Below are 22623 nucleotides of genomic sequence, written 5' to 3' on the forward strand. Positions count from 1 at the left end.
ACTACTGCCCGGTATATTCAAAGACCAGAATCGAACCGGGGTTGCTGTGATCGTGCGTAGGATGGTTGGTTTCATCCATAACGTTGCCAAAATTATCTGTCGCTACATAGATTTTCCGCGTATCAGGGCTCACCAACACCGTACGGTAACGATTCGCGGTGTGGAAATATTTAATCACATCCCCCTGCACATCCTTCTTATCCGCATTTAACGGCACTCGGTACAATGCCCCCATTTTCATGGAAGTGATAATAACCGAGTTGCGCCAAGCTTTTATCACGCCATTCTCAGGATAATACGCAATGCTGGAAGGCGCGATTGTCGGCCAACACATATAGGATGAATCGCCCTGACAACTGGCGTTGTTATAAGTAAACCCTTCTCTTACGGTAAAGAAGGTTTTCAACGGCGCTTTGAAATCAGGTGCGCTCCATTCGGTCTCTTTCTGGATCGGTACGCCCGCCGGGATATGGTTCGGATCCCATTGCAGAGACGGGCAATTTTTAGCCTCGGAGTAGTTCGCGTAAACATATGCTTGATCGTCGCGATAGCCTGCGACATGAGGCCAGCCATAGTTGCCGCCGGCTTCGAGGATATTCAACTCATCGTCGGATGAAGGCCCTTGTTCTGTGGCGTACAGCGTATTGCCGACGAAAACGAGACCTTGCGGATTACGGTGACCGTAGGTGAAAAGATGGCTTTTTATCCCGTGAATCACCGGATTATCACTTGGAACAGTGCCGTCGACATTTAAGCGAATGACTTTACCGGCGTAAGAGGAATAATCTTTTTTAGCCAGCTCGGCTTCGGTCGGGATTCGCTGAGCGTCAATTTTCTTGCAGAAATTGGCACCCTGGTTGTGGCCCTGCTCGCCGATCGTGTAATACAACTTGCCATCAGGCCCAAAACGCAGGCGCCCGCCGTTATGATCGTTGCCTGCCGGGAAACCCGCCAGAATTTCTTTCTCATTCCCCAGTTTTTTGGTTTTCTCGTCGTACTCGAAACGGACGATTTTTGCGTGCTCGTCATTGCCATTCATATAGGTATAGGAGGCGTAGACATAGTTATCCCCTCCCGGCTTCATGAAGTTCGGGGACAGCGCCAGCCCCAATACCCCTTCATGCTGCGGCCCGACATGCACGCCGTCAATCTTGATCGCCACCTGCTTTTCACCCGTTTGCGGGTTGATACGAACGATTGACGCAGCCTTGCGCTCCGTTACCCAGAGGTCGCCATCTGGCCCCCAAATCATGTCCCAGGGCGCATCAAGCCCATTAATCAAAACATGGGCCTTGAAAGGTTCTGCCGTTTGAACAACCGATTGTTCCCCTTTCGGCGAGTGAGAAGCATCCGCCGCATAGGCCATACCGCAGGTCATCAGAGATATGGCAATCGCGTTGAACATCACACTGAATTTGTTATTCATAATTTCCCATCCTATGCCCAGAAACTTTTATGGATGAATATAAAGAAAAAAGGCCTGTCGATTTAAGCTCAATCACAGAGCTCTGCGATAAGGGAAAAAACACTAGCATGATGCAACGCAACACATGCATCATGCCAAATATATGCAAAAAAGAGCGTTAGAAGATTACTTCTCGCTCATTTTATTAAAGCTGGTAATCAGATTTCTGTAATCTGGGATATGTGCTGAGAACAGCGCGCCCAATCCTTCAATATCATTACGCCAATCACGGTGCAATTCACAGGCAACGCCAAACCAGGTCATTAACTGCGCGCCAGCCTGAGACATTCTGTCCCATGCGGAGTCACGCGTAAGTTCATTGAAGGTGCCTGATGCATCAGTCACGACGAATACATCAAAGCCTTCTTCCAGCGCCGACAGCGCAGGGAATGCGACGCAAACCTCCGTAACGACCCCGGCGATAATCAATTGCTTTTTACCGGTAGCTTTGACGGCTTTAACAAAATCTTCATTATCCCAAGCGTTGATATTCCCAGGGCGAGGAATAAATGGAGCATCAGGATGGATCTCTTTTAGCTCCGGCACTAACGGGCCGTTCGGGCCAACTTCAAAACTGGTTGTTAACACCGTAGGCAGCTTGAAATACTTTGCTAAATTAGCCACAGCCAGGACATTATTTTTAAATTTATCGGGATCGATATCACGAACGAGAGAAAGCAACCCCGTTTGATGGTCGACCAATAGCACAGCGGCATCATTTTTATCAAGGCGAACATATTTCTTTGACATATCTCACTCCTTTAAATGGACTGAACGGACCGGGTATAGTACTACAGCGCTAAGACCAGCTGAAAGATGACAAAGCATAGAATAAATTTTAGTCTCTTTCAGCAGAGAAGCAAATTGAAGACACAAAATCGGAATATTAACAAAAAGCTGATTAAATAAGCCACTCCATCAATCATTTACCTCCCCCCTGAAAAAAAAATTGGCTTGTCTTGTGAAAAAAATCTTAAAAGAAATCAACGTTTTCTTATATAACCAGGGGGGTTCTCAGCTCTTAAAACCCGGTAAAAATTGAAAAAAATATTTAAAAATCAAATTTTTACCTTTCCATGATCGCCATGTGCATTCCACTGTTTTCAGTCTAATGGAGAGCGTCCTTTTTAATAGGGTTAAACGTGCCATTTTTTTTGCTCAAAGTGACAAGGCATCAAAAGCAAAAGGGGCAATCACCAGACGCCAATTAAAATTAGAATTTAACTATATTAATAATTTACGCATTCCCTCCATGACAGAGACCCGCATGGTGGGATTCATGGCGGTCGTTGAACAATAGCTGTTATTAATCAATGCCGGAAAAGAAACCGTGCCGTTTCTGCTTAGCCGACGAATAACACCGGGTGAAAGCGTGAATGTTTTATCAATCACTCGGCTAAATGCCTGTTGACTATTGAAGCCTAACATAAAAGCAATATCAATTATTGGTATATCTGTTTCCGTCAAAGCATAGTACGCAAAGAGCGCCCTTCTCTCCCTGACATAACCGCCCAGATTGATACCGGCTCGCATTTTAAACACTCGCTGCAGATGCCATTTAGAATAACCTGACTTTCTGGATATGGCATCAATACTCAAATCCCCACCTAAGTTATTATCAATCCAAATAATAATTTCTCGAACGACGCGCTCGCTGATCTTTCCGTTAAATTCGTCAGACATCTTCTCCCTCCTCATTTAATTAACTTCATTGCACAAATAACCAATGGCAGAAAAAGAATGTGCTGTCAAATTACCCCGCAACCTGTCACTCACAGCCTATTGAGTGGCATCCAAAGCAAATTCCGGTTGAAATAATTATCATCACGGCGGTTTACTTAAGCCCCTTAAAACAATCCCCTTTGTATTACATAAGAGAATTTAATGACATCAGAAACATCATCTGATAAATCCCCGTTCAAGCGATGCAATCAACTATAATTTATGATATTTACATCTTAAGACGGAATTTATCTCTTATCATTATAGGATGATGACTTACGGCACAGAGGAAAAGGGCTGCAACTTTAATAAAAGACAATAGGAACATTCCCAGTCAGGTAGTCATTTTTTAGGCAATGTGAGAAAAATAAACGTTAACGGACAACGTAAAATGGAGAGCGGTGCAATGCGAAAGGACAAGTCCTCCTTATTTAACTGGTCAACTGCCGGCATGCTTGCAGAAGAGCGGCTGAGTGAATTTGATCGCCTGCTGAAACAAAGCCTGATCAGCGTTACAACCACCATCGACGATCACTCCCGCTTCTGGTGCCATCTGTCAACGCTCAAGGCCGGGCAATTCTCCATTACTGACATTAATGGTTCAGCCAAACGCTCACAGCGCGACAGAAAGAATATTCTACGTAGCGCCAGCGACGAATACCACCTCGTGTATGCCGGCGCCACATGGCGATTTATCAATCGATACGGCCAAGAGATCACCGTGCCTGCGGGCAGCGCAATCTTGCTCGATACGCGCAAGGAATATATTTCACTTTTGCCGGAGGGTTTCCTTAACCGCACGCTGGCGTTGCCTGCTGAGTGGCTCAACACCTGGGTCGCCAACCCCGAAAAAATGATCGAACAAAACCTGAGCGAGCTTTCAGGCTGGGGGAAAGTATTAGCCGCCTATCTGGAACAGATTTCTCCGCCTTATCTGAGCACAATCGACTTTCAACCGCCAATGATATTGGATCAAATCGGCATGCTGCTCTCGCTGCTCTATCACGATTTGGTTAGCGAAGATGCCTTGTCCCGCAAATTTAGCCGCGATAGAAATTATCAGAAAATCGTGGAAAGTCTGCATCAAAGACACATGAATTTAGTTCTGACCGCAACGGATATCGCGCGAGAGGTCGGCATTTCAACCAGAACATTACACCGCGTGATGGCCAATCAAGGCACCAGTTTCGGCCAGGCGTTAATCAACTACCGCGCCAACTCCGCATTACGTATGCTCAATACCGAAGAATTTGACGAACTCTCCATCGCAGATATCGCCAAACGGGCAGGCTTTGTCGATGTTTCACACTTCAATCGCGTGTGTAAAACCTATTTTGGCGAGTCTCCCGGCAAGATCAGGAAGAAACGCCCTTAAGCGAATCAAAATGTGAGCATTAACGCGCGCCTTGCAGGCCGGCGAGCTCACCATGTTGCATTACGCCGTAGCGTTGGGCAGGCGCACGGTCACGCGGTTATTGGCCGTGGGCAGCTGCAGCGGCGCTTCCTGCCAGCTCACCGCGATAACCAAGACCGGCGGGGCCGGCACGCGCGGCTCACGCCCGTCGGGCCCCACGCTGTAGGCATCCCATTTAATCACGAACACGCCGCCGTCTTGCGGTTCAACTCGTTCAACGAAAAAGGTGGTGTCTGAACCACGCCCACCTGCAGGTTTGTGCGCATAAGAGAGCAGGCAGAACCACTCGCCGGCGAAATAGAGGTGGTACAGGCCATCCACGATATGCTCGCCGCGGAACTGGCAACCGCCGACGCAGAAAGCATCACCCGCCGGGGATTCCGCCACGCGTTCGAGATCGCACACGAAGCGATCGGTCGGCCGGTTATCCAGCCACAACGCATAAGGCGGTGCGTGCAGCAGCGCGGCGGGATCGTCTGCATAGCGCAGAACGGGCGGCAACATCAAACGCGCCGCCAGCGCGCGGCCGCTGGGCAAGGTGATCTCCAGACGATCCGCCGGTTCCTCTATCCACTGCGGCACCCACAGACCGCGCACCTGCCGCAACGGCGTGGCCTCCACCTGCCGACACTTCGCCCGCAGCCGCGCCAGCGCCTCGGCGGAACCGGCGGCTAAGGCTCCCTGCTCACGATCGGTCAGCACGGGCAGCGCGTACATCACCCGGGCGGCAGGCTCGTACACCGTCAGCCCCTCTCCCTCGCGGCTGCGGGTCGGGATCAGGCGCAACCTGCCGCCGTCCACGTCCTGCGGCTCGGCACAGGCGCCATGCACCATCGCCCCGTCGCGCAGCAGCAGCGTCCAAAAGCTGGGGCCGCCCATGCCCAACTCCCCCACGCCGCCTATCTGCCGGTCACAGTCACCGGCGTGCGCCATTTCAATCGGCTGCGAACGCCAGTCGGTCTTGCGCCACTCTGCCGCCTCTTCGGGGTCTTGCGCGCCTTTAGCGGCGTACTTCGCCCATTGCAGCACGGCAAACAGCGCGATGCACAGCACGCCGACAATCGGCTGATCCTGCCAAATCAACACCCAACCGACGATCAAAAGGGCCCAGGCGGCCATGGCGATATCCTTTTCCAAGAGAAAACCGCCTGATTCTAGCGCAGGCGGTTGGAAGGATTGAAAAAAATATCGCTATCACTCCAGGCGCTATTTGCCCTTGGCCTGGAACAGCTGATTCACCAAAGTCGTCGCCGGCATATCCAGCGCGCCGTACAGCTCGCCGGCTTTGGCATCGCCGTTATCTCCCAGCCACTCTACTCCCACCGTACCGTAATCCGTTGGGATCACTCCGGCCTGCACCAGCCGCGCCATGCCCGCCTCATGCTTGGACTGATTGAACGTGCCGGAAGCGTCGATCACCACATAGGTGTCGTATCCCGCCGCTTTGGCCGTGATCGCCGGGAAGCCGGCGCACACTTCCAGCGATACGCCGGCGATCACGATCTTTTTGCGGCCGGTGGCCTCAACCGCTTTGCGCACGTTCGCGTCGTCCCAGGCGTTGACGCTGTGGCGATCGATAATGTTCACCCCCGGCAACGCAGCCTTAAGTTCCGGAATGATCGGCCCGAACGGACCGTTGGCGCCGGTCGAGGTCACGATCACCGGAATGCCCATCACCTGGGCCGCCTTGGCGAGCGCCACGACGTTATGTTTCAGCGTTGCGCTCTCCATGTCGCGCACGCCGGTGATCAGACCGATCTGATGGTCGACCAACAGCAGCACCGAGTTGTGGCGATCCAACAGCTGCAAGGGGCCGGACGCCGGCTGTGCCTGAGTATGCGGCTGTGGCGCTGCCGGCGCCGCGAAGGCCGGTTGCGCCGCCCCGGCCATGGCGATGGCCAGAGCCAAAGTGCGGTAAAGGTTTTTCATGATGTTTATCCTCGTTTCAACAATGGTGTGCCTGCAGGATAAAACCGCATCGATCAGGGTTAAATAGGCGATAATAGAAGCTATCATTGCAAAAATGATCATGATGGAGTGTGTGATGAAGGTGTTTCCACTCGATCTCAACGCCATGTATTTTTTCACTCAGGTGGTTGAGCACAAAGGTTTTACCGCTGCCGGCACAGCGCTGGGCATCCCGACCTCTCGCCTGAGCCGCCAGGTGGCGCAGTTGGAACGTCAACTCAACCTGCGGTTGCTGCAAAGAACCTCGCGGCGTATTCAGCTCACCGAGGTGGGCCGCGAGGTCTATCTGCACTGCGTCGCCATGATGCAGCAAGCGCATCAGGCGCAGCAGACGGCGCTGCGCACGCTGGCGGAACCGAACGGCACCGTGCGCTTCAGCGCGTCGCCGCTGTTGACGGACGAAGTGATCGCTCCGCTCCTGCCGGCATTTATGGCGCGCTTTCCCAAAGTGAACGTAGAAACGCACGTCACCGCCCGGCGGATAGATCTGTTGGAGGAAGGATTGGACTTCACTGTCCGCGGGCTTGGCATCGCCAACGAGGCCGCAGGGCTTATCCAGCGGCGACTCGGCACCGCCAAATGGCTGTTGGCCGCCAGCCCGGCATGGCTGGCGCGACACGGCGCGCCGTCAACACCACAACAGCTGAGCGATATGCCCTGTTTGCTTTACCCGCCACAACAGGGGGCACCGAGCTGGCGGCTCTACGGGCCGCAAAACGCCGTGGTCACCGTGCCCTTCTCACCCCGCTTAAGCAGCGATAATTTGCAGGTGATCCTGCGCGCCGCCCTTGATGGGCAAGGGATCTGCGGCATTCCCTATTACGCCTGCCGCCAGGCGCTTGCGCGTGGCGATTTGCAAGAGGTGCTGCGCGGGTGGCATCCGCAAAACGGCGAGCTGGTGCTGCTTTATCCCTCGCGCCGCGGAGTGCCACCAGCGGTAAAAGCGCTGATCGACTTTTTTTACCAGGAAATACCGCCGTTATTGAACGATCGATAAACGCGGCTCTCGCCGCGTTATTCTTTAATAACTTCAATAATAAGCCTGGCAATATATAATCACTTATCGCATCGTTTATGTGACCATACCACTCACATAAATAACGCCTCATGTAAAATCTCACGTTAAAAACACAACACACTGTATCGCATGGGATATTTCTCTCAACCTAAAAGCAAAAGGCACAAACAAAGAAAAAAAACTGCAATAATTTGTGCATATTCCAAACATTGACTATGTTTAGACAGACTATTTATATGCAGTTGGACAAAGACACTGACAGCAATTAAAAAGTCCGTTTTTTAGCGGGCGGGGAAATATTTTATCAACAATATTCCGAGGAGGCTTTATCTCCATGGAACGGGTCACTTTGCGTTTTATCAAGCCAATAGGCTACACACCGCAATTAATATCATTATTAGCATTCCGGAGACCGACAATGAAAATCGTTACGGGCATTATCTTTACCTCTGTGGCAGCCTTCAGCGGCGCGGCTTACGCGGCCGATGCGCAACCTACCACCGGCAACGCGGAAGTGACGCTGGAACATGTGCACGCCGTGATGGAAAACGGCAGCCCGGCACCGCAGCACGACGCCGCCTGCAAAAAAGAACTCTCCATGCCGGAATCGAAATATATGGGCATGAAGGTTAAAACCGATTACACCATCAACAGCAGCACCATGATGATGTCGGCCAAATCGATGTTCCCATCGCCGGATTCCATGAAACCGATGGAGCTGACAGTCGATCTCTCCGCGCTGGGCCTGGCGGATGTGTATGCCTTCGGCGCCTTTAAACCGGCGGCGCTGCCGCAGGCGTATATTTATTTCACCATCGACAAGAATTTTAAAGATCCGGTCAGCACCTTTATGGTCATTAACCAAGGCAAGCAATATAACTGCGTCATCTCCAGCTCGAATAAAATGATGAGCAAAGAGATGCGCGGCAAGATGATGATGAAGAAACAGTAACGGAATGAAAAACGGCGCTTCCCTTAACAGGAGGCGCCGTCAGAAAAGCATTAAATCAGACCAGGATTGTATTTCTGGTTGAATTTCTCTTCCGATTGGAACAGATAAATAATACCTTCGATAAAGCCGACAATCGCCGGGATCCCCGTCCAGCAGAACAGCAGGTAGAACAGCCCCCACCACTTCATGCCCAGGTAAAACTTGTGAATGCCCAATCCGCCCAGGAAGATGGCCAGCAGGGCCGCCGCGAGCTTGTCTTTTCTGCTCATAGTGCACTTCTCCTAACTTCTCACCGAACCACCGGCATATCCAAAAACGGATGCCGCTCCACAGAGCGCCGCATCGCACTGCTTGAGGAGGAAAACATTCACCCATCAAGGCTCAACAGGGGTAATTATAACAGTGATTAATTAAACGGTTGTTTAACCGGCGAAAGGATAAGCAGAGGGAAGCATGGGAAGTGAGGTTGCAGATACTCGGTTTCGGCTCAAAAAACACGCACGCTCGCAGGATCTCGTCAGCATAATAGATGAACGAACATTATCCCGCAGCAGTCATTGTAAGAGATAAGGTTAAAACAAATTTTCATTGCCTGATATTGGCATACCGTTCTAATTTTTAGTTTCCCTGGTGAATGCCTGCAGACGGCTAAAAGCGGCTCACTTGCAAGTGTTCAAAAAATGATTATATCACGACGCTAAAGCCCATCGCGTTGAGTATTATGCGCCGCGATCGCATTCGCCATAAGTGCATAATCCTTGATGACACCCGGATGACGACGCCCTGAGCAGAAGATAAAATCACAGCGTTGCTCATCTTCGATCAGTTTTTTTGCCAGATGCCTGACTCGCAACTTGGGTGTTGTATTAATTCTGGTCACCCGCTCTCTTTCAGTTTCATTACTTTGCGGATGAACCTTTTCTTCATACTCGCCGATCATCAAGGTTATTTTATTAACGCTTTCAGCGATTGTTAACTTGCCATCAGGAAGCAACGCCCCATTCCCCCACCAGATCGATGGACTGGCCGCCAGATAATTTTGAAACGCGTCAGGATGGTTCAACAGCGTATAAAGTACAAAATGCCCGCCATGTGAATGACCTGCCAGCGTTTGTTTGTCTGTATTGATTGAGTAGTGTGACTCAATCCAGGGCTTAACGCATGTGGTGATAAACTGATAAAATGCCGGCGCTCCGCCACCGTCAATAAACTCCTTATCATCAGAGGGAACCGTATAGTCGCGGGTTCTTGCTTTTAGTATATCCACCCCATCCTGATAGCCGATGCCGACATAAAGAATATTATCGTTACTTCTGCGCCGATGCTGGTCGGTCAGCTTGGAGAATTGAGTATTGGCATCGAGAAAGTAAAGCGCTTTTAAATCGCCATGCGCTTGCTTGTCATGAGCAATAAAAACTCTATAACGTTGACCATTAAAGTTAAAGTCCTTCGTTCTTGAAATCAAACATCCACACATAACAACCTCACTTTATAAATAAGCCAGTGGTTTAACATTGGCGACAATGTCTTTTTCCAGATAAAAAAAGACGGTGAGGTTCAACCGTAGCAACGTATTATTCTGCTTACGACGCTTGCTGGTTGTGTGAATGATTAAACAAACGCGTTTGTATTATACCTTGCAGCGCATTGCCACGTAGCGATAAGCAGAAATATCAACCGCAAACGTTGCAGACGCAAGTGCTGCGTATTTTTACAAGGAAGGCATTGCGAGACTTGAAATGGTGCCGATAATAGGAGTCGAACCTACGACCTTCGCATTACGAATGCGCTGCTCTACCAACTGAGCTATATCGGCATCGAGCCGGGCCTGCGGGGCAAGCCGGAAGTGCGTTGAACAAGGTAGACCTGCGCGCGAAATGAGTCAAGAGCCGCCGGGGCGTTTGGTCGTTTTACAAGCAACCAGACTGTCGTGCAGTCCCGTTTACAAAAACAATCAGGGCGCAGCATGCTGCGCCCTGACCTCTTTATGACCGCAATCCGGCCTTAGCTGCGCACCAGATCGTCGCCGTAGCCGATCCATTTGTAGGTAGTCAGCGCGTCCAGGCCCATCGGGCCGCGGGCGTGCAGTTTCTGGGTGCTCACCGCCACTTCCGCGCCCAGGCCGAACTGGCCGCCGTCGGTGAAGCGGGTGCTGGCGTTGACGTACACCGCCGAGGAGTCCACCGCGCGCACGAAGTGCTCGGCGCTGCTCAGCGAGCGGGTGAGGATCGCGTCGGAGTGGTTGGTGCCGTGGGTGCGGATGTGGTCGATAGCCTGATCGATATCGTCCACCAGCAACACGTTCAGATCCAGCGACAGCCATTCGTCGTCGTAATCCTCCGCATTCACCGGCACCACCGTCGCCGGGCCGCCCTGCAGCAACGGCAGCGCATTTTCCGCCGCGTGCAGCGTCACGCCCACCGCCGCCATTTTGGCGCTCAGCGCCGGCAGGAACTCGGCGGCGATGCTGCGGTTCACCAGCAGCGTCTCCAGCGAGTTACAGGCGCTCGGGCGCTGGATCTTGGCGTTTTCAATCACCGTCAGCGCCTTGTCGAAATCGACGTCGGCATCCACGTAGGTGTGGCACACGCCGATGCCGCCGGTGATCACCGGGATGGTCGATTGCTCGCGGCACAGCTTGTGCAGGCCGGCGCCGCCGCGCGGGATCAGCATGTCGACATAGCGATCCAGGCGCAGCAGTTCGTTCACCAGCGCGCGATCCGGGCTGTCGATCGCCTGCACCGCCGCCGCCGGCAGGCCGCACTGTTCCAGCGCCTGCTGGATCACTTTCACCGTCGCCTGGTTGGTGTTGTGCGTCTCTTTACCGCCGCGCAGGATCACCGCATTGCCGGTTTTCAGGCACAGGCTGGCGACGTCGATGGTGACGTTCGGCCGCGCCTCGTAAATCACGCCGATCACGCCGAGCGGCACCCGGCGGCGCTCCAGCTTCAGCCCGCTGTCCAGCAGGTTGCCGTCCAGCACATGGCCGACCGGATCGTTCAGGCGGCACACCTGGCGCACGTCGTTGGCGATCGCCGCCAGCCGCGCCGGGGTCAACAGCAGGCGATCGAGCAGCGCTTCGCTCATGCCGGTGGCGCGCGCCTGCGCCATGTCTTGTTCGTTCGCCAGCAGGATCGCTTCGCTGTTGGCTTCCAGCCTGTCGGCCATCACCGACAGCACCTGATTCTTCTTCGCCGTGCTCAGCACCGCCAGCTGCCAGGAGGCCTGCTTGGCGGCCTTCCCCATCTGCTCCAGCATGCTCACTCCTTAACTGACAATCATATCGTCGCGGTGCACTGCCACCGGACCGTATTCGTAACCGAGGATCTCGCTGATTTCCTGCGAGTGGTGCCCGGCGATCATGCGCATCGCGTCGCTGTTGTAGCGGCTGACGCCGTGCGCCAGATCGCGCCCCGCCAGGTTGCGGATGCGGATCACTTCGCCGCGCGAGAAGTCGCCCTTCACTTCGCGGATGCCTTTCGGCAGCAGCGAGCTGCCGCGCGCCATCATCGCTTCCACCGCGCCGTCGTCGACGGTGATCTCACCGGCCGGCGGCGCGCCGAAGATCCAGCGCTTGCGGTTTTCCAGCGGGGTTTCCAGCGCGTGGAAACGGGTGCCCACCGGTTTGCCCTCGATCACGTCCGCCACCACGCCCGGCTTGCTGCCGGCGGCGATCACCACGTCGATGCCGGCGCGGCAGGCCACGTCGGCCGCCTGCAGCTTGGTGCCCATGCCGCCGGTGCCCAGACCGGAGACGCTGTCGCCGGCGATGGCGCGCAGCGCGTCGTCGATGCCGTGCACTTCACGGATCAGTTCGGCCTGCGGGTTGTTGCGCGGATCGGCGGTGTAGAGGCCCTGCTGATCGGTCAGCAGCAGCAGTTTATCGGCCCCGGCCAGAATGGCCGCCAGCGCCGACAGGTTATCGTTGTCGCCCACTTTGATTTCGGCGGTGGCGACGGCGTCGTTCTCATTGATTACCGGCACGATGCGGTTGTCCAGCAGCGCCGTCATGGTGTCGCGCGCGTTGAGGAAGCGCTCGCGGTCTTCCAGATCGGCGCGCGTCAGCAGCATCTGCCCGACGTGGATGCCGTAAATGGAGAACAGCTGTTCCCACAGCTGGATCAGCCGGCTCTGCCCTACCGCCGCCAGCAGCTGCTTGGAGGCGATGGTGGCGGGCAGCTCGGGATAGCCCAGGTGCTCGCGCCCGGCGGCGATGGCGCCGGAGGTGACGATGACGATGCGGTGGCCCGCGGCGTGTTGCTGCGCGCACTGGCGCACCAATTCGACGATGTGGGCGCGGTTCAGACGCAGCGATCCGCCGGTCAACACGCTGGTGCCCAATTTCACAACCAATGTCTGGCTGCCGTTCATAGTATTTCTGCCGTGTGTAATGATGAGAAGAAGAGTGCAGAGGTCTTTGTAACAGGAGAGACGCGTTATGCCAACAGGCACAACGCGAAATCAGCACAATACGTGGTCAAACGGGGTCAGGCGGAGAGTTTGATCAGTTTTTCTTTGAAATCATCGGCGGGTTCCAGCCCCAGTTCCATGGTCGCCAGCAGTTCGCCCAGGCGGCGATGGAAGTCGCGCAGGGTGTCTTCCAGTTTGGCGTTCACTTCATCATCCTTAATGTTTTGCGTCGTCCAGTTGCCTTCCTTGTCGAACAGGCCGAATTGGTACGAATAGGTGAAGCGCGCCTCTTCCGCCTGCAGCTCCATCCACCAGCCCCAGAACTCACGCTTCTCCGGAGCGGGCTTTACATTGACGCAGACGGCCAAACAATCAAAGAAAAACCGGTCGTTCTCACATTGCCCTTCACGCAGGTACGGCCCCAAGCTGGCAAAACGTTTCATTAGTCGGCTTTTAGGGTGACCACTCGGTAACGTCATTCTCTAACCTCCTCAATGTAGACCACTCTTTTTAACAAATTGTTAAAATTTAGCAACTAATTAACGCATTTTATCCTTCAGCCAACCGGACATCTGCAGCAACGCCCGGTGGAAGCTGTCGTAAACCGGGGTGCGCGGGATGGCGATCAGCTTGCCGCTCACCGAGGAGGTGACGATCAGCTGCGACTCCTCTTTCGGGCTGAGCGTATCGCGCTCCCAGTAGCCGGAGATCATCGGCGTCGGGCAGCGGCGCCCCAACAGCCCCTGCATTTTCAGCGAGTAGCTGTTCAGCTCCACCTTCAGCACGTTGTCCGAGGCGTTAGCCATGCCCATGCGGCTGGCCAGCACGTCCATATACATGTCCGGCACGTTCAGCTGGGTGCTGCTGTCGCACAGCAGGCGATGCACCACCGGCCCCAGGCAGGCTACGCCGCGCAGCCGCTGCGGCTCCAGGTAGGCCAATCGCACCGCCACGTTGGCGCCGAAGCGGAAGCCGAAGGCGCTCACCCGCTGATGATCCACCCACGGCACCGAGGCCAGCTGGATCAGCACCTGCTGGTGCAGGTAGCTGGAGTCCTGCGTCAGCTTCCATTTGCAGGAAGAACCGATCGACGGCATGTCGAGCGTCAGCATGGCGATGCCGTGCGGCGCCAGGTAGTCGCGGAACAGGCGATGATAGTCGGTCTGCAGCGTATCGAGGCTGCCGCACATCAGCACCGTCGGGAACGGCGCTTCGCCCTTCTCCGGCATGTGCAGGAACCCGGTGACGCTGCCGCCGCCTTCGATGCGAAACTCCAGCTCTTTCAGCTGATACGGCAGCAGCAGCGCCGCCTCTTCGTACGCGCGGTTGGCGAGCATCTCCGCCTGTTCGGCCAGTTCGTCGCCCTTCAGGTGCGGGTAGCCGGCGATGCTGTACAGGCTCGCGGCCTTCAGCCAGTATTCGCCGCCGAGCAGCGGATCTTGCTGCTCCGTCGCCCGCTGTTGCCACTGCATGCCCTGATGGATCCACTCGTAGATCCAGTTGCCGTTGCGGTAGCCCACCACGGTATCCAGCCGCTGCGGATTGCTGCGCTCGGCGTCGGAGGCGGCGATGCGCGCCAACACTTCGTGGATTTCGATCGGGCTGACGCCGCGCCAGGCCCACAGCAGCGGGTTCAGCATGCGGTACCAGCTGCCGGTGGTGTCGCCTTCCAATGCGGAATGCATGGCGGCGCTGACTTTGTTGCGCGCGCGCAGCACCAGCGTCGAGGTTTCAGGGTGTTTGAATTTGGGCTTGAAAAGAATTTCAGAAAGGTTGGCCTGTGCCATGGTAACAACAGCCTCCGTAAATCTGGCGATAGGCCGCAACAGGCCTACTTAACTGGAGGTAGTGTACCTAACTCTGGCGGGATAAACCAAGATAACGCAAACGCCCGGCATAACCGGGCGTCGGGCGGCTGACAAAGAAGGAAACAGCGTGGTTTTTCCTCCTTTGTGGTCAACGGCCGAAAATCAATAAATTGATTTTCCTTATTTTTTATATCTTGCCTTCGGTAAGCCTGACAACGCCATCACGTTTATCCTTAAGCAAACGCCCGGCATAACCGGGCGTTGACTTGGAACTGGCTGGGCTTAGCGACCGCCGATAGGGGGAACGAAGCTGACGCCCATGTCCCACGGCTGTTCGATCCAGGTATCCTGCGGGATGTCGATCACGTAGTCGTCCACCAGCGGACGGCCCGCCGGCTTGGCGAAGATGGTGACGAAATGCGCTTTCGGGTACATGTCGCGGATCGCTTTTGCGGTGCCGCCGGTATCCACCAGATCGTCTACTACGATGAAGCCTTCACCGTCGCCTTCGGCGCGCTTGAGCACTTTCATTTCGCGCTGGTTGTCATGGTCGTAGCTGGAAATGCAGACGGTATCCACATAGCGAATGCCCAGTTCGCGCGCCAGCAGACCCGCCGGCACCAGGCCGCCGCGGCTGACGGCGATGATGCCGGTCCATTTGTCGGCAGGCAGCAGGCGGTGCGCCAGCTTGCGTGCATGTATTTGCAGCATATCCCAGGTAACAACGTATTTTTCGCTCATAGAATCGTGTCCCAGCCGGCTGGTGAAGCGGCTTACTTTATAGTTCAGGGGAAAAAAGGTTGCGCGAGATTATAGAGACTGGCCGCGTTGAATTCCAGCTGTACCGAGGAAAACCTCGCGATTTCCGCCGCGCGGCTTTTCGGTGATTGATGCTGAAAAAGCGAACGTTCCCGCCGCGAAGCCGTGTGATCAAGCGCTTAAACCGCACAATACGGGGCGCGCGCCGCCGGAAATAAAGTGATATTCTCTAACGATCGTGCCACGACGCACAGATACCCGCTCACCTCAACCGCGCGGCACGCCCGTCCTGTCGGAGCCTGCCGTCACAGGAGACTTATAGTGTCTGAATTGTCTCAGCTTTCGCCACAGCCGCTGTGGGATATTTTCGCCAAGATCTGTTCTATCCCGCACCCTTCTTATCATGAAGAAGCGCTGGCGCAGCACATCCTCACCTGGGCCAAAGAGAAGAACCTGCACGCCGAGCGCGATCAGGTCGGCAATATCCTGCTGCGCAAACCGGCCACCAAAGGCATGGAAAACCGCAAGCCGGTGGCGCTGCAGGCGCACCTGGACATGGTGCCGCAAAAGAATAACGACACCGTGCACGACTTCGCCAAGGATCCGATCCAGCCTTATATCGCCGGCGAGTGGGTGAAAGCGCGCGGCACCACGCTGGGCGCCGACAACGGCATCGGCATGGCCTCCGCCCTGGCGGTGCTGGCCGATGACAGCGTTGAGCACGGCCCGCTGGAAGTGCTGCTGACCATGACCGAAGAAGCCGGCATGGACGGCGCCTTCGGGCTGCAGCCAAACTGGCTGCAGGCAGACATCCTGATCAATACCGATTCCGAAGAAGAAGGCGAAATCTACATGGGTTGCGCCGGCGGTATCGACTTCATCACCACCCTGCCGCTGCAGCGCGAAGCGGTGCCGGCCGGTTATCAAACCCTGAAGCTGACCCTCAAGGGCCTGAAAGGCGGCCACTCCGGCGCCGAGATCCACGTCGGGCTGGGCAACGCCAACAAACTGCTGGCGCGCTTCCTGTTCGCCCATGCGGCGGCGCTGAACCTGCGCGTGCTGGATCTGAATGGCGGCACCCTGCGCAACGCCATTCCGCGTGAAGCCTCCGCGGTGGTTGCGGTGCCGGCGGAAAAAGCCGACGCGCTGAAAGCACTGAGCCAGGAGTTCCTGGCGGTGCTGCAGAACGAACTCTCCGCCAAAGAGAAGAACATCACCGTGCTGCTGGAGCCGGCCACCAGCGCTTCGCAGGCGCTGAGCGCCGACAGCCAGCAACGCTTCCTGGCGCTGCTGAACGGCACGCCGAACGGCGTGATCCGCATGAGCGACGCGGTCAAAGGCGTAGTGGAAACCTCGCTGAACGTCGGCGTGGTCACCACCAGCGAAAACGAAGCGGAAATCATCTGCCTGATCCGCTCTCTGATCGACAGCGGCAAAGATTACGTGGTCGAGATGCTGACCGCGCTGGGCCAGCTGGCCGGCGCCAAGGTGGCGCCGAAGGGCGGCTACCCGGGCTGGCAGCCGGACGCCGACTCGCCGGTGATGCACCTGGTGCGCGAGCTGTATCAGGAGCTGTTCAACAAGACGCCGAACATCATGGTGATCCACGCCGGCCTGGAATGCGGTCTGTTCAAAAAGCCGTATCCAAACATGGATATGGTATCGATCGGGCCAACCATCACCGGCCCGCACTCGCCGGATGAGCAGGTGCATATCGAAAGCGTCGGTCTGTACTGGAAGCTGCTGACCTCGCTGCTGAAAGCGATCCCTGAGCGCGCGTAATCTGCGCGCTTAACGCAAAAAGCCGGCTAATCGCCGGCTTTTTTATTCCCAAGGCAGCGCCAGCTGCCGCTCCAGCTGCGGATCGAGCAGCGTCACATGTAGCCCCACCAGCCGCACGCCGCGCCCTTCACGCCGTTCGCGCCACGCCTGCCGCGCCACCGCCAGCAAATCCTGCTGATTCAGCACCGGGAACACGTGCTCCTGGGTGGTTTGCTGAAAATCCTGAAACTTCAGCTTCACGCCCTGCCGGGCGATATGCAGATCCGGCTTCACCTTACGCAGCCGCATCTCCAGCTCGGGGTAGAGTTTGTCGATAATCAGCGTTTCGCAATCTTCCCAGTCGTGAATGTCCTCCGCCAGCGTGCGCTCCACGCCCACCGATTTACGCAGCCGCTCCGCCGAGATTTCGCGCCGATCGATGCCCTGACACCGCTCCCACAGCACCCGGCCGAACTTGCCGAAGCGCTTGAGCAGCTGCGCCAAATCGTATTGCTGCACGTCGGCGCAGGTGATAAGCCCCACTTCCTCCAGCCGTTTGGCGGTCACCTTGCCGACGCCGGGGATTTTGCTGAGCGGCAGCTGCTGCAAAAACGCCGGCACCTGCGCCGGGGTGATCACGTATTGCCCATTCGGCTTGTTTATCTCGGAGGCGATTTTGGCGAGAAACTTGATCGGCGCGACGCCGGCCGACGCGGTGAGGTTCAGCTCGTCGGCAATCGCTTGACGGATCTCCTGAGCGATCAGCGTCGCCGAGCCGTTGCATTGCGGGCTGTCGGTCACGTCGAGATAGGCTTCATCGAGCGACAGCGGCTCGATCAACGGAGTATAGCGGGCGAAGATTTCACGGATGTGCAGCGAAGCCTCTTTATAGGCCGCCATGCGCCCCGGCAGCAGGGTGAGATGCGGACACAGCTTGAGCGCCATCGCCGTGGACATGGCGCTGTGTACGCCGTAGCGCCGCGCCGGGTAGTTGGCGGTGCTGATCACCCCGCGCCGATCGGCGCTGCCGCCAATCGCCAGCGGGATATCGCGCAGGCTGGGATCGTCGCGCATTTCCACCGCCGCGAAGAAGCAGTCCATATCGACATGAATGATTTTACGCATCGCACCCTCCAGTAACACTGTATAAGTATACAGTCAGATACCGAAAGCTCAAGGCCGCAGGCTTCGATGAAAGCGCCGTTTCCGCCAGATATTTCCGCGTTGTTAAAAAAGCTTAATTTTTCAATAGTATGATTTCCGCCATCCCGTGCAGCTCACCACAACGATAACGACAAGGTACCCTACATGATCAGATTTTCTTATTTGCTGCTGGCTTCCGCGCTGTCGCTGAGCGCGTTGGCGGCCAGCGCCGCCACCGGTCACGCGCCGGCGATCGTCGCCCATCGCGGCGGCACCGCCGATGCGCCGGAAAACACCCGCATCGCCATCGAAACCGCGCTGAAAAACGGCGCCGACGCCGTTTGGATCACCCTGCAAGCATCCAAAGACGGCGTCATCGTGCTGTATCGCCCCTCGGATCTGAAGGCGCTGACCAACCGGCAGGGCCCGGTCTCTGCCTATACCGCCGCGCAATTGGCCGAGACCGATGCCGGCTGGGCCTTCGCCAAAGGCGATGCACATCCGTTCCGCGGCCAGGGCATCGGCATTCCGCGGCTGGACGAGGTGCTAAAGGCGTTCCCGCACGTCACCTTCTATCTGGACATCAAATCCCCGGACGCCGATCCGGCGCAGTTTGGCCAGGCGCTGCTGACGACGCTGGAAAGCACCGACAGCCTGAACCGCACCCGCGTCTACTCTACCGATGCCAAATACCTGCAGGCGCTGCCGCCGGCCATCCCGCGCTTCGAAAGCCGCGACGAGACCCGCACGCTGCTGGCTAACGTCACCATGGCGCACCAGTGTGATGTCAAACCGGACAACCGACAGCCGCGCTGGTATGGGCTGGAGCTGAAGCGTGAGGTGGAAGTGGTAGAGAAGTACACCCTCGGCGAAGGGCGCTCGAAGGCGTTTCTGACCTGGGATAAAGAGTCGATGGATTGTTTCCGCTCGCAGGGCCCGGCGCACATCATTCTGTTCGGCGTCAACACGCCGCAGGAGTATCAGCAGGCGCTGGCGCTGGGGGCCGACGGCGTGATGGTCAACTCACCGGCCGAAGCGAAAAGCTTCCGCAAGGCGAAATAAAAAAACCCGGCCAAGGCCGGGTTTTCGCTTCGCTACAGAATGCGGTGCTTGTCCAACTGCTCGCGCCGCTGTGCCGCTTTGGCTTCGCGCTTTTTGCGCGCATCGCACGGCTCCGGGCAGTCGCAGACTTTCTCCATGCCCAGCGCGGTGATGCCGCCGCAGCTGCCCTGCAGGCTTTTGCGTTTGAACACGTAACCCAGCGACATGCCGCCGACGATCAGCAGAAACAACACGAAGGTAGCGGCGAATACCGTCAACATAGCAACCTCACGAACGCTTTTTCAGATAGGGTTTGAACGCGTCCGAATAACGCTCCTCAAACCCGTCGGCGGTTTTCACGATCATGAACACCGGGATGCCGAGCAGGTTGGCCAGCGCCATGCCGCGCTCCGGCCCCATCACGTTCAGGCCGGTGGACAGGCCGTCGGCGGTCATGCAGGTCGGGCTCAGCACGGTGATCGACACCAACCGATGATGGATCGGGCGCCCGGTGACCGGATCGATGGTGTGCGAATAGCGCACCCCGTCTTGCTCGAAGTAGTTGCGATAGTCACCCGAGGTGGCGATCGACATCTCCCCGGGTTGGATCACCAGCTGCGCCTGCTGCTGCGTACCGGCGGTCGGGCGCTCGATGGCAATGCGCCACGGCTTTTGTTCGCCGTTATGCCCGCGCGTGCGCACCTCGCCGCCGATATCCACCATGTAGTTTTGCACGTGCTGCGATTGCAGGTATTCCGCCACCACGTCCACGCCATACCCTTTGGCGATCGAAGACAGATCGACATACAGCTCGGGGATGCTTTTCACCAGCGCGCTGCCCTGCACCGACAGTTTGTCGGCGCCGGTCCAGGCGCGGCGGTGCGCCAGCTCCGCCTCGCTCGGCACTTTGTCCGGCCGCCCTTCCGGGCCGAAACCCCATAGGTTGACCAGCGGCCCGACGGTCACGTCCAGCGCGCCATCGGTGACGCGGTTGATGCGCAGCGCTTCGCGCACCACTTCGGCGGTGGCCGGCGAAACCGGGAACGGCCGGTCAATGTCGCGGCTGGCGTTGAAGCGGCTTAGCTCGGAATCCGGCCGGTAGGTGGACATCTGATCGTTCACCTGTTCCAGCCGTTTGTCGATCTCCGCCTGCATCTCGCGCGCCGACGGCGTATCGTCGCCGGTCACGTAACGGATCGAATACGAGGTGCCCATGGTTTTACCCGTCAGATCCACCTGTTCCGGCCCGCAGCCGGTCAGCAGCAGGGTGGCGCTCAGCGCCACGCCCGTCAGCCAGTTCTTCGTCGCCAATGCGCGCAATTTAGCCACCAAAGTCATCCAGCATGATATTTTCGTCTTCGACACCCAGATCTTTGAGCATCTTGATCACCGCGGCGTTCATCATCGGCGGCCCGCACATGTAAAACTCGCAGTCTTCCGGCGCCGGGTGGTTTTTCAGGTAGTTCTCCAGCAGAACATTATGGATAAAGCCGGTGTAGCCGGTCCAGTTATCTTCCGGCTGCGGATCCGACAGCGCCACGTGCCAGGTGAAGTTTTCGTTCTCCGCCTGCAGCTGGTTGAAGTCGTCTTCATAGAACATCTCGCGCAGCGAACGCGCGCCGTACCAGAAAGTGATCTTGCGCTTCGAGTTCAGACGCTTGAGCTGATCGAAGATGTGCGAGCGCATCGGCGCCATGCCCGCGCCGCCGCCGATAAAGATCATTTCGGCATCGGTGTCCTTGGCGAAGAACTCGCCGAACGGCCCGGAGATGGTCACCTTGTCGCCGGCCTTCAGCGACCAGATATAGGAAGACATGATGCCCGGCGGCACGTCCGGATTGTTCGGCGGCGGCGTGGCGATACGCACGTTGAGCATGATGATGCCCTTTTCTTCCGGATAGTTGGCCATCGAGTAGGCGCGCACCGTGGTGTCGTTCACCGTCGAGCGGTAGCGGAACAGGTTGAACTTGTCCCAGTCGCCGCGATACTCCTGCGGCACGTCGAAGTCGGCGTAGCTGATGTCGTGCGCCGGCGCTTCGATCTGGATGAAACCGCCCGCGCGGAACGGCACGTCTTCCCCATCGGGGATCTTCAGCTTCAGCTCTTTGATAAAGGTGGCTTTGTTATCGTTGGAGATAACTTCGCATTCCCATTTCTTCACGCCGAAGATCTCTTCCGGCAGCTCGATCTTCAGGTTCTGCTTCACGTTCACCTGGCACGCCAGGCGGCAACCCTCTTTCGCTTCGCGCTTGTTGATGTGCGAGAGCTCGGTCGGCAGGATATCGCCGCCGCCCTCTTTGATCACCACCCGGCACTGGCCGCAGGAACCGCCGCCGCCGCAGGCCGAGGAGACGAAGATCCCCTGGCTGGAGAGCACGTTGAGCAGCTTGTCGCCCGCCGGCGCATGGAAGCTCTTATCCAAATCGCCGTTGATCTCCACCGCAATGTCGCCGGTATTCACCAGCTTCGATTTGGCAAACAGGATCAGCAACACCAGCACCATCACGATGGTGGTGAACATTGCTACGCCTAAAATAATTTCCATAAATTCTTCCCGCCTTTACAACTGAACACCGGAGAAGGACATGAAGCCCAGCGCCATCAGTCCGGTGGTGATAAAGGTAATGCCCAGGCCGCGCAGTCCCGCCGGCACGTTGGCATATTTGAGTTTTTCGCGGATCCCCGCCATGGCGACGATCGCCAGCATCCAGCCGGTGCCGGAGCCGATGCCGTACACCACCGATTCGGCGAAGTTGTAGTCGCGCTGCACCATGAAGGACACGCCGCCAAAGATGGCGCAGTTCACGGTGATGAGCGGCAGGAAGATGCCGAGCGCGTTATACAGCGATGGGAAGAAGCGATCGAGGATCATCTCCAGAATCTGCACCAGTGCCGCGATCACGCCGATGAAGGTGATGAAGTTGAGGAAGCTCAGATCGACGCCTTCCACCAGCGCGCCGTCGCGCAGGATCAGGTTGTAGACCAGGTTGTTCACCGGCACCGAAATGCCGAGCACGATGGTCACCGCGATGCCCAGGCCAAAGGCGGTCGAGACCTTCTTCGACACCGCCAAGAAGGTACACATCCCGAGGAAGAACGCCAGCGCCATGTTCTCAACGAACACCGCGCGCACAAACAGGCTGATATAGTGTTCCATCGGCC

22 protein-coding genes and 1 tRNA gene are annotated in these 22623 nt (G+C 56.7%); 5 read left to right on the forward strand and 18 right to left on the reverse strand.

The window, feature by feature from the left end; translation table 11 throughout:
* Nucleotide 1 precedes the first annotated feature (1 nt).
* The 3 genes from ACMGF9_RS19210 to ACMGF9_RS19220 all read right to left on the reverse strand — a co-directional run bounded on the left by ACMGF9_RS19210 (nucleotide 2) and on the right by ACMGF9_RS19220 (nucleotide 3148).
* Nucleotides 2-1426, reverse strand: coding sequence for a glucose/sorbosone family PQQ-dependent dehydrogenase (locus ACMGF9_RS19210; RefSeq protein ID WP_015376767.1), 1425 nt, complete (start codon nucleotides 1424-1426; stop codon nucleotides 2-4).
* A 165-nt stretch (nucleotides 1427-1591) separates the two neighbouring features.
* Nucleotides 1592-2215 (reverse strand): isochorismate family cysteine hydrolase YcaC, encoded by a 624-nt coding sequence (gene ycaC / locus ACMGF9_RS19215; protein WP_015376766.1) that lies wholly within the window; start codon nucleotides 2213-2215, stop codon nucleotides 1592-1594.
* 474 nt (nucleotides 2216-2689) lie between these two features.
* The gene (locus ACMGF9_RS19220) at nucleotides 2690-3148 is read right to left on the reverse strand and encodes a helix-turn-helix domain-containing protein (RefSeq protein ID WP_015376765.1); all 459 of its coding nucleotides are present in this window, start codon (nucleotides 3146-3148) and stop codon (nucleotides 2690-2692) included.
* A gap of 445 nt (nucleotides 3149-3593) precedes the next feature.
* On the opposite strand from ACMGF9_RS19220, the gene ACMGF9_RS19225 reads away from it, so the two are divergent.
* On the forward strand, nucleotides 3594-4562 hold the full coding sequence (locus ACMGF9_RS19225) for a helix-turn-helix domain-containing protein (RefSeq protein ID WP_004930273.1): 969 nt from the start codon (nucleotides 3594-3596) through the stop codon (nucleotides 4560-4562).
* Nucleotides 4563-4622: 60 nt separating this feature from the next.
* Here ACMGF9_RS19225 and ACMGF9_RS19230 read toward each other — a convergent pair whose 3' ends face one another.
* Nucleotides 4623-5720: a hypothetical protein gene (locus ACMGF9_RS19230; RefSeq protein ID WP_118892711.1), complete on the reverse strand. Its 1098-nt coding sequence runs from the start codon at nucleotides 5718-5720 to the stop codon at nucleotides 4623-4625.
* A gap of 87 nt (nucleotides 5721-5807) precedes the next feature.
* A complete protein-coding gene (locus ACMGF9_RS19235; RefSeq protein ID WP_004930270.1) occupies nucleotides 5808-6530 on the reverse strand; it encodes an isochorismatase family protein in 723 nt (240 codons plus the stop codon).
* Nucleotides 6531-6645: 115 nt separating this feature from the next.
* Here ACMGF9_RS19235 and ACMGF9_RS19240 point away from each other — a divergent pair, with 115 nt between their 5' ends.
* Together ACMGF9_RS19240 and ACMGF9_RS19245 are read left to right on the forward strand one after the other, a co-directional pair.
* Nucleotides 6646-7566 (forward strand): LysR substrate-binding domain-containing protein, encoded by a 921-nt coding sequence (locus ACMGF9_RS19240; protein WP_118892417.1) that lies wholly within the window; start codon nucleotides 6646-6648, stop codon nucleotides 7564-7566.
* A gap of 439 nt (nucleotides 7567-8005) precedes the next feature.
* A complete protein-coding gene (locus ACMGF9_RS19245) occupies nucleotides 8006-8539 on the forward strand; it encodes a hypothetical protein (RefSeq protein ID WP_015376762.1) in 534 nt (177 codons plus the stop codon).
* 50 nt (nucleotides 8540-8589) lie between these two features.
* Here the strand turns inward: ACMGF9_RS19245 and ACMGF9_RS19250 are convergent, their stop codons facing one another.
* The 8 genes from ACMGF9_RS19250 to gpt form a co-directional block, all read right to left on the reverse strand.
* Complete coding sequence (locus ACMGF9_RS19250) at nucleotides 8590-8808, reverse strand: TM2 domain-containing protein (RefSeq protein WP_015376761.1); 219 nt, start codon at nucleotides 8806-8808, stop codon at nucleotides 8590-8592.
* A gap of 428 nt (nucleotides 8809-9236) precedes the next feature.
* On the reverse strand, nucleotides 9237-10016 hold the full coding sequence (locus ACMGF9_RS19255; protein ID WP_015376760.1) for an alpha/beta hydrolase: 780 nt from the start codon (nucleotides 10014-10016) through the stop codon (nucleotides 9237-9239).
* A 263-nt stretch (nucleotides 10017-10279) separates the two neighbouring features.
* Nucleotides 10280-10355 (reverse strand) — tRNA-Thr (locus tag ACMGF9_RS19260).
* Between the two features lie 188 nt (nucleotides 10356-10543).
* Nucleotides 10544-11797 carry a glutamate-5-semialdehyde dehydrogenase gene (proA, locus tag ACMGF9_RS19265; protein WP_019454296.1) on the reverse strand — a complete coding sequence of 418 codons (1254 nt, stop codon included), beginning with the start codon at nucleotides 11795-11797 and terminating at the stop codon, nucleotides 10544-10546.
* Nucleotides 11798-11806: 9 nt separating this feature from the next.
* Nucleotides 11807-12910 carry a glutamate 5-kinase gene (gene proB / locus ACMGF9_RS19270; protein WP_015376738.1) on the reverse strand — a complete coding sequence of 368 codons (1104 nt, stop codon included), beginning with the start codon at nucleotides 12908-12910 and terminating at the stop codon, nucleotides 11807-11809.
* A gap of 116 nt (nucleotides 12911-13026) precedes the next feature.
* A complete protein-coding gene (crl, locus tag ACMGF9_RS19275; RefSeq protein WP_033651027.1) occupies nucleotides 13027-13428 on the reverse strand; it encodes a sigma factor-binding protein Crl in 402 nt (133 codons plus the stop codon).
* A gap of 60 nt (nucleotides 13429-13488) precedes the next feature.
* On the reverse strand, nucleotides 13489-14736 hold the full coding sequence (gene frsA / locus ACMGF9_RS19280; RefSeq protein WP_049241373.1) for an esterase FrsA: 1248 nt from the start codon (nucleotides 14734-14736) through the stop codon (nucleotides 13489-13491).
* A gap of 303 nt (nucleotides 14737-15039) precedes the next feature.
* Entirely contained in the window at nucleotides 15040-15498 is a 459-nt protein-coding gene (gpt, locus tag ACMGF9_RS19285) for a xanthine phosphoribosyltransferase (protein WP_004930253.1), read from the reverse strand.
* Between the two features lie 339 nt (nucleotides 15499-15837).
* Between gpt and pepD the strand changes: the two genes are divergently transcribed.
* Complete coding sequence (pepD, locus tag ACMGF9_RS19290) at nucleotides 15838-17298, forward strand: beta-Ala-His dipeptidase (RefSeq protein WP_049241371.1); 1461 nt, start codon at nucleotides 15838-15840, stop codon at nucleotides 17296-17298.
* A gap of 42 nt (nucleotides 17299-17340) precedes the next feature.
* Here the strand turns inward: pepD and dinB are convergent, their stop codons facing one another.
* Complete coding sequence (dinB, locus tag ACMGF9_RS19295) at nucleotides 17341-18402, reverse strand: DNA polymerase IV (protein WP_049189007.1); 1062 nt, start codon at nucleotides 18400-18402, stop codon at nucleotides 17341-17343.
* 183 nt (nucleotides 18403-18585) lie between these two features.
* On the opposite strand from dinB, the gene ACMGF9_RS19300 reads away from it, so the two are divergent.
* Nucleotides 18586-19482, forward strand: coding sequence for a glycerophosphodiester phosphodiesterase family protein (locus ACMGF9_RS19300; RefSeq protein ID WP_118892418.1), 897 nt, complete (start codon nucleotides 18586-18588; stop codon nucleotides 19480-19482).
* Between the two features lie 32 nt (nucleotides 19483-19514).
* On the opposite strand, the gene nqrM is transcribed toward ACMGF9_RS19300, so the two are convergent.
* Genes nqrM through nqrE form a run of 4 tightly spaced genes read right to left on the reverse strand, consistent with a single transcriptional unit; the run spans nucleotide 19515 to nucleotide 22618 of the window.
* On the reverse strand, nucleotides 19515-19742 hold the full coding sequence (gene nqrM / locus ACMGF9_RS19305; RefSeq protein ID WP_004930244.1) for a (Na+)-NQR maturation NqrM: 228 nt from the start codon (nucleotides 19740-19742) through the stop codon (nucleotides 19515-19517).
* A 7-nt stretch (nucleotides 19743-19749) separates the two neighbouring features.
* Nucleotides 19750-20799, reverse strand: a complete 1050-nt coding sequence (locus ACMGF9_RS19310) for an FAD:protein FMN transferase (protein ID WP_088381263.1) — start codon at nucleotides 20797-20799, stop codon at nucleotides 19750-19752.
* Complete coding sequence (gene nqrF / locus ACMGF9_RS19315; protein ID WP_118892419.1) at nucleotides 20783-22006, reverse strand: NADH:ubiquinone reductase (Na(+)-transporting) subunit F; 1224 nt, start codon at nucleotides 22004-22006, stop codon at nucleotides 20783-20785. The genes ACMGF9_RS19310 and nqrF overlap by 17 nt, the downstream gene beginning before the upstream one ends.
* 15 nt (nucleotides 22007-22021) lie before the next feature.
* Nucleotides 22022-22618, reverse strand: a complete 597-nt coding sequence (gene nqrE, locus ACMGF9_RS19320) for an NADH:ubiquinone reductase (Na(+)-transporting) subunit E (RefSeq protein ID WP_015376732.1) — start codon at nucleotides 22616-22618, stop codon at nucleotides 22022-22024.
* Nucleotides 22619-22623: the final 5 nt, after the last annotated feature.

Origin of the sequence: Serratia sp. BNK-23, from assembly GCF_047456145.1 — a bacterium.
In the GTDB taxonomy this organism is placed as follows: domain Bacteria; phylum Pseudomonadota; class Gammaproteobacteria; order Enterobacterales; family Enterobacteriaceae; genus Serratia; species Serratia nematodiphila.

Coding starts and splice junctions, on each gene's coding strand:
- ACMGF9_RS19210 (WP_015376767.1), bottom strand. CDS start 1,426: ATGAATAACAAATTCAGTGTGATGTTCAACGCGATTGCCATATCTCTG.
- ycaC (WP_015376766.1), bottom strand. CDS start 2,215: ATGTCAAAGAAATATGTTCGCCTTGATAAAAATGATGCCGCTGTGCTA.
- ACMGF9_RS19220 (WP_015376765.1), bottom strand. CDS start 3,148: ATGTCTGACGAATTTAACGGAAAGATCAGCGAGCGCGTCGTTCGAGAA.
- ACMGF9_RS19225 (WP_004930273.1), top strand. CDS start 3,594: ATGCGAAAGGACAAGTCCTCCTTATTTAACTGGTCAACTGCCGGCATG.
- ACMGF9_RS19230 (WP_118892711.1), bottom strand. CDS start 5,720: ATGGCCGCCTGGGCCCTTTTGATCGTCGGTTGGGTGTTGATTTGGCAG.
- ACMGF9_RS19235 (WP_004930270.1), bottom strand. CDS start 6,530: ATGAAAAACCTTTACCGCACTTTGGCTCTGGCCATCGCCATGGCCGGG.
- ACMGF9_RS19240 (WP_118892417.1), top strand. CDS start 6,646: ATGAAGGTGTTTCCACTCGATCTCAACGCCATGTATTTTTTCACTCAG.
- ACMGF9_RS19245 (WP_015376762.1), top strand. CDS start 8,006: ATGAAAATCGTTACGGGCATTATCTTTACCTCTGTGGCAGCCTTCAGC.
- ACMGF9_RS19250 (WP_015376761.1), bottom strand. CDS start 8,808: ATGAGCAGAAAAGACAAGCTCGCGGCGGCCCTGCTGGCCATCTTCCTG.
- ACMGF9_RS19255 (WP_015376760.1), bottom strand. CDS start 10,016: ATGTGTGGATGTTTGATTTCAAGAACGAAGGACTTTAACTTTAATGGT.
- proA (WP_019454296.1), bottom strand. CDS start 11,797: ATGCTGGAGCAGATGGGGAAGGCCGCCAAGCAGGCCTCCTGGCAGCTG.
- proB (WP_015376738.1), bottom strand. CDS start 12,910: ATGAACGGCAGCCAGACATTGGTTGTGAAATTGGGCACCAGCGTGTTG.
- crl (WP_033651027.1), bottom strand. CDS start 13,428: ATGACGTTACCGAGTGGTCACCCTAAAAGCCGACTAATGAAACGTTTT.
- frsA (WP_049241373.1), bottom strand. CDS start 14,736: ATGGCACAGGCCAACCTTTCTGAAATTCTTTTCAAGCCCAAATTCAAA.
- gpt (WP_004930253.1), bottom strand. CDS start 15,498: ATGAGCGAAAAATACGTTGTTACCTGGGATATGCTGCAAATACATGCA.
- dinB (WP_049189007.1), bottom strand. CDS start 18,402: ATGCGTAAAATCATTCATGTCGATATGGACTGCTTCTTCGCGGCGGTG.
- ACMGF9_RS19300 (WP_118892418.1), top strand. CDS start 18,586: ATGATCAGATTTTCTTATTTGCTGCTGGCTTCCGCGCTGTCGCTGAGC.
- nqrM (WP_004930244.1), bottom strand. CDS start 19,742: ATGTTGACGGTATTCGCCGCTACCTTCGTGTTGTTTCTGCTGATCGTC.
- ACMGF9_RS19310 (WP_088381263.1), bottom strand. CDS start 20,799: ATGACTTTGGTGGCTAAATTGCGCGCATTGGCGACGAAGAACTGGCTG.
- nqrF (WP_118892419.1), bottom strand. CDS start 22,006: ATGGAAATTATTTTAGGCGTAGCAATGTTCACCACCATCGTGATGGTG.
- nqrE (WP_015376732.1), bottom strand. CDS start 22,618: ATGGAACACTATATCAGCCTGTTTGTGCGCGCGGTGTTCGTTGAGAAC.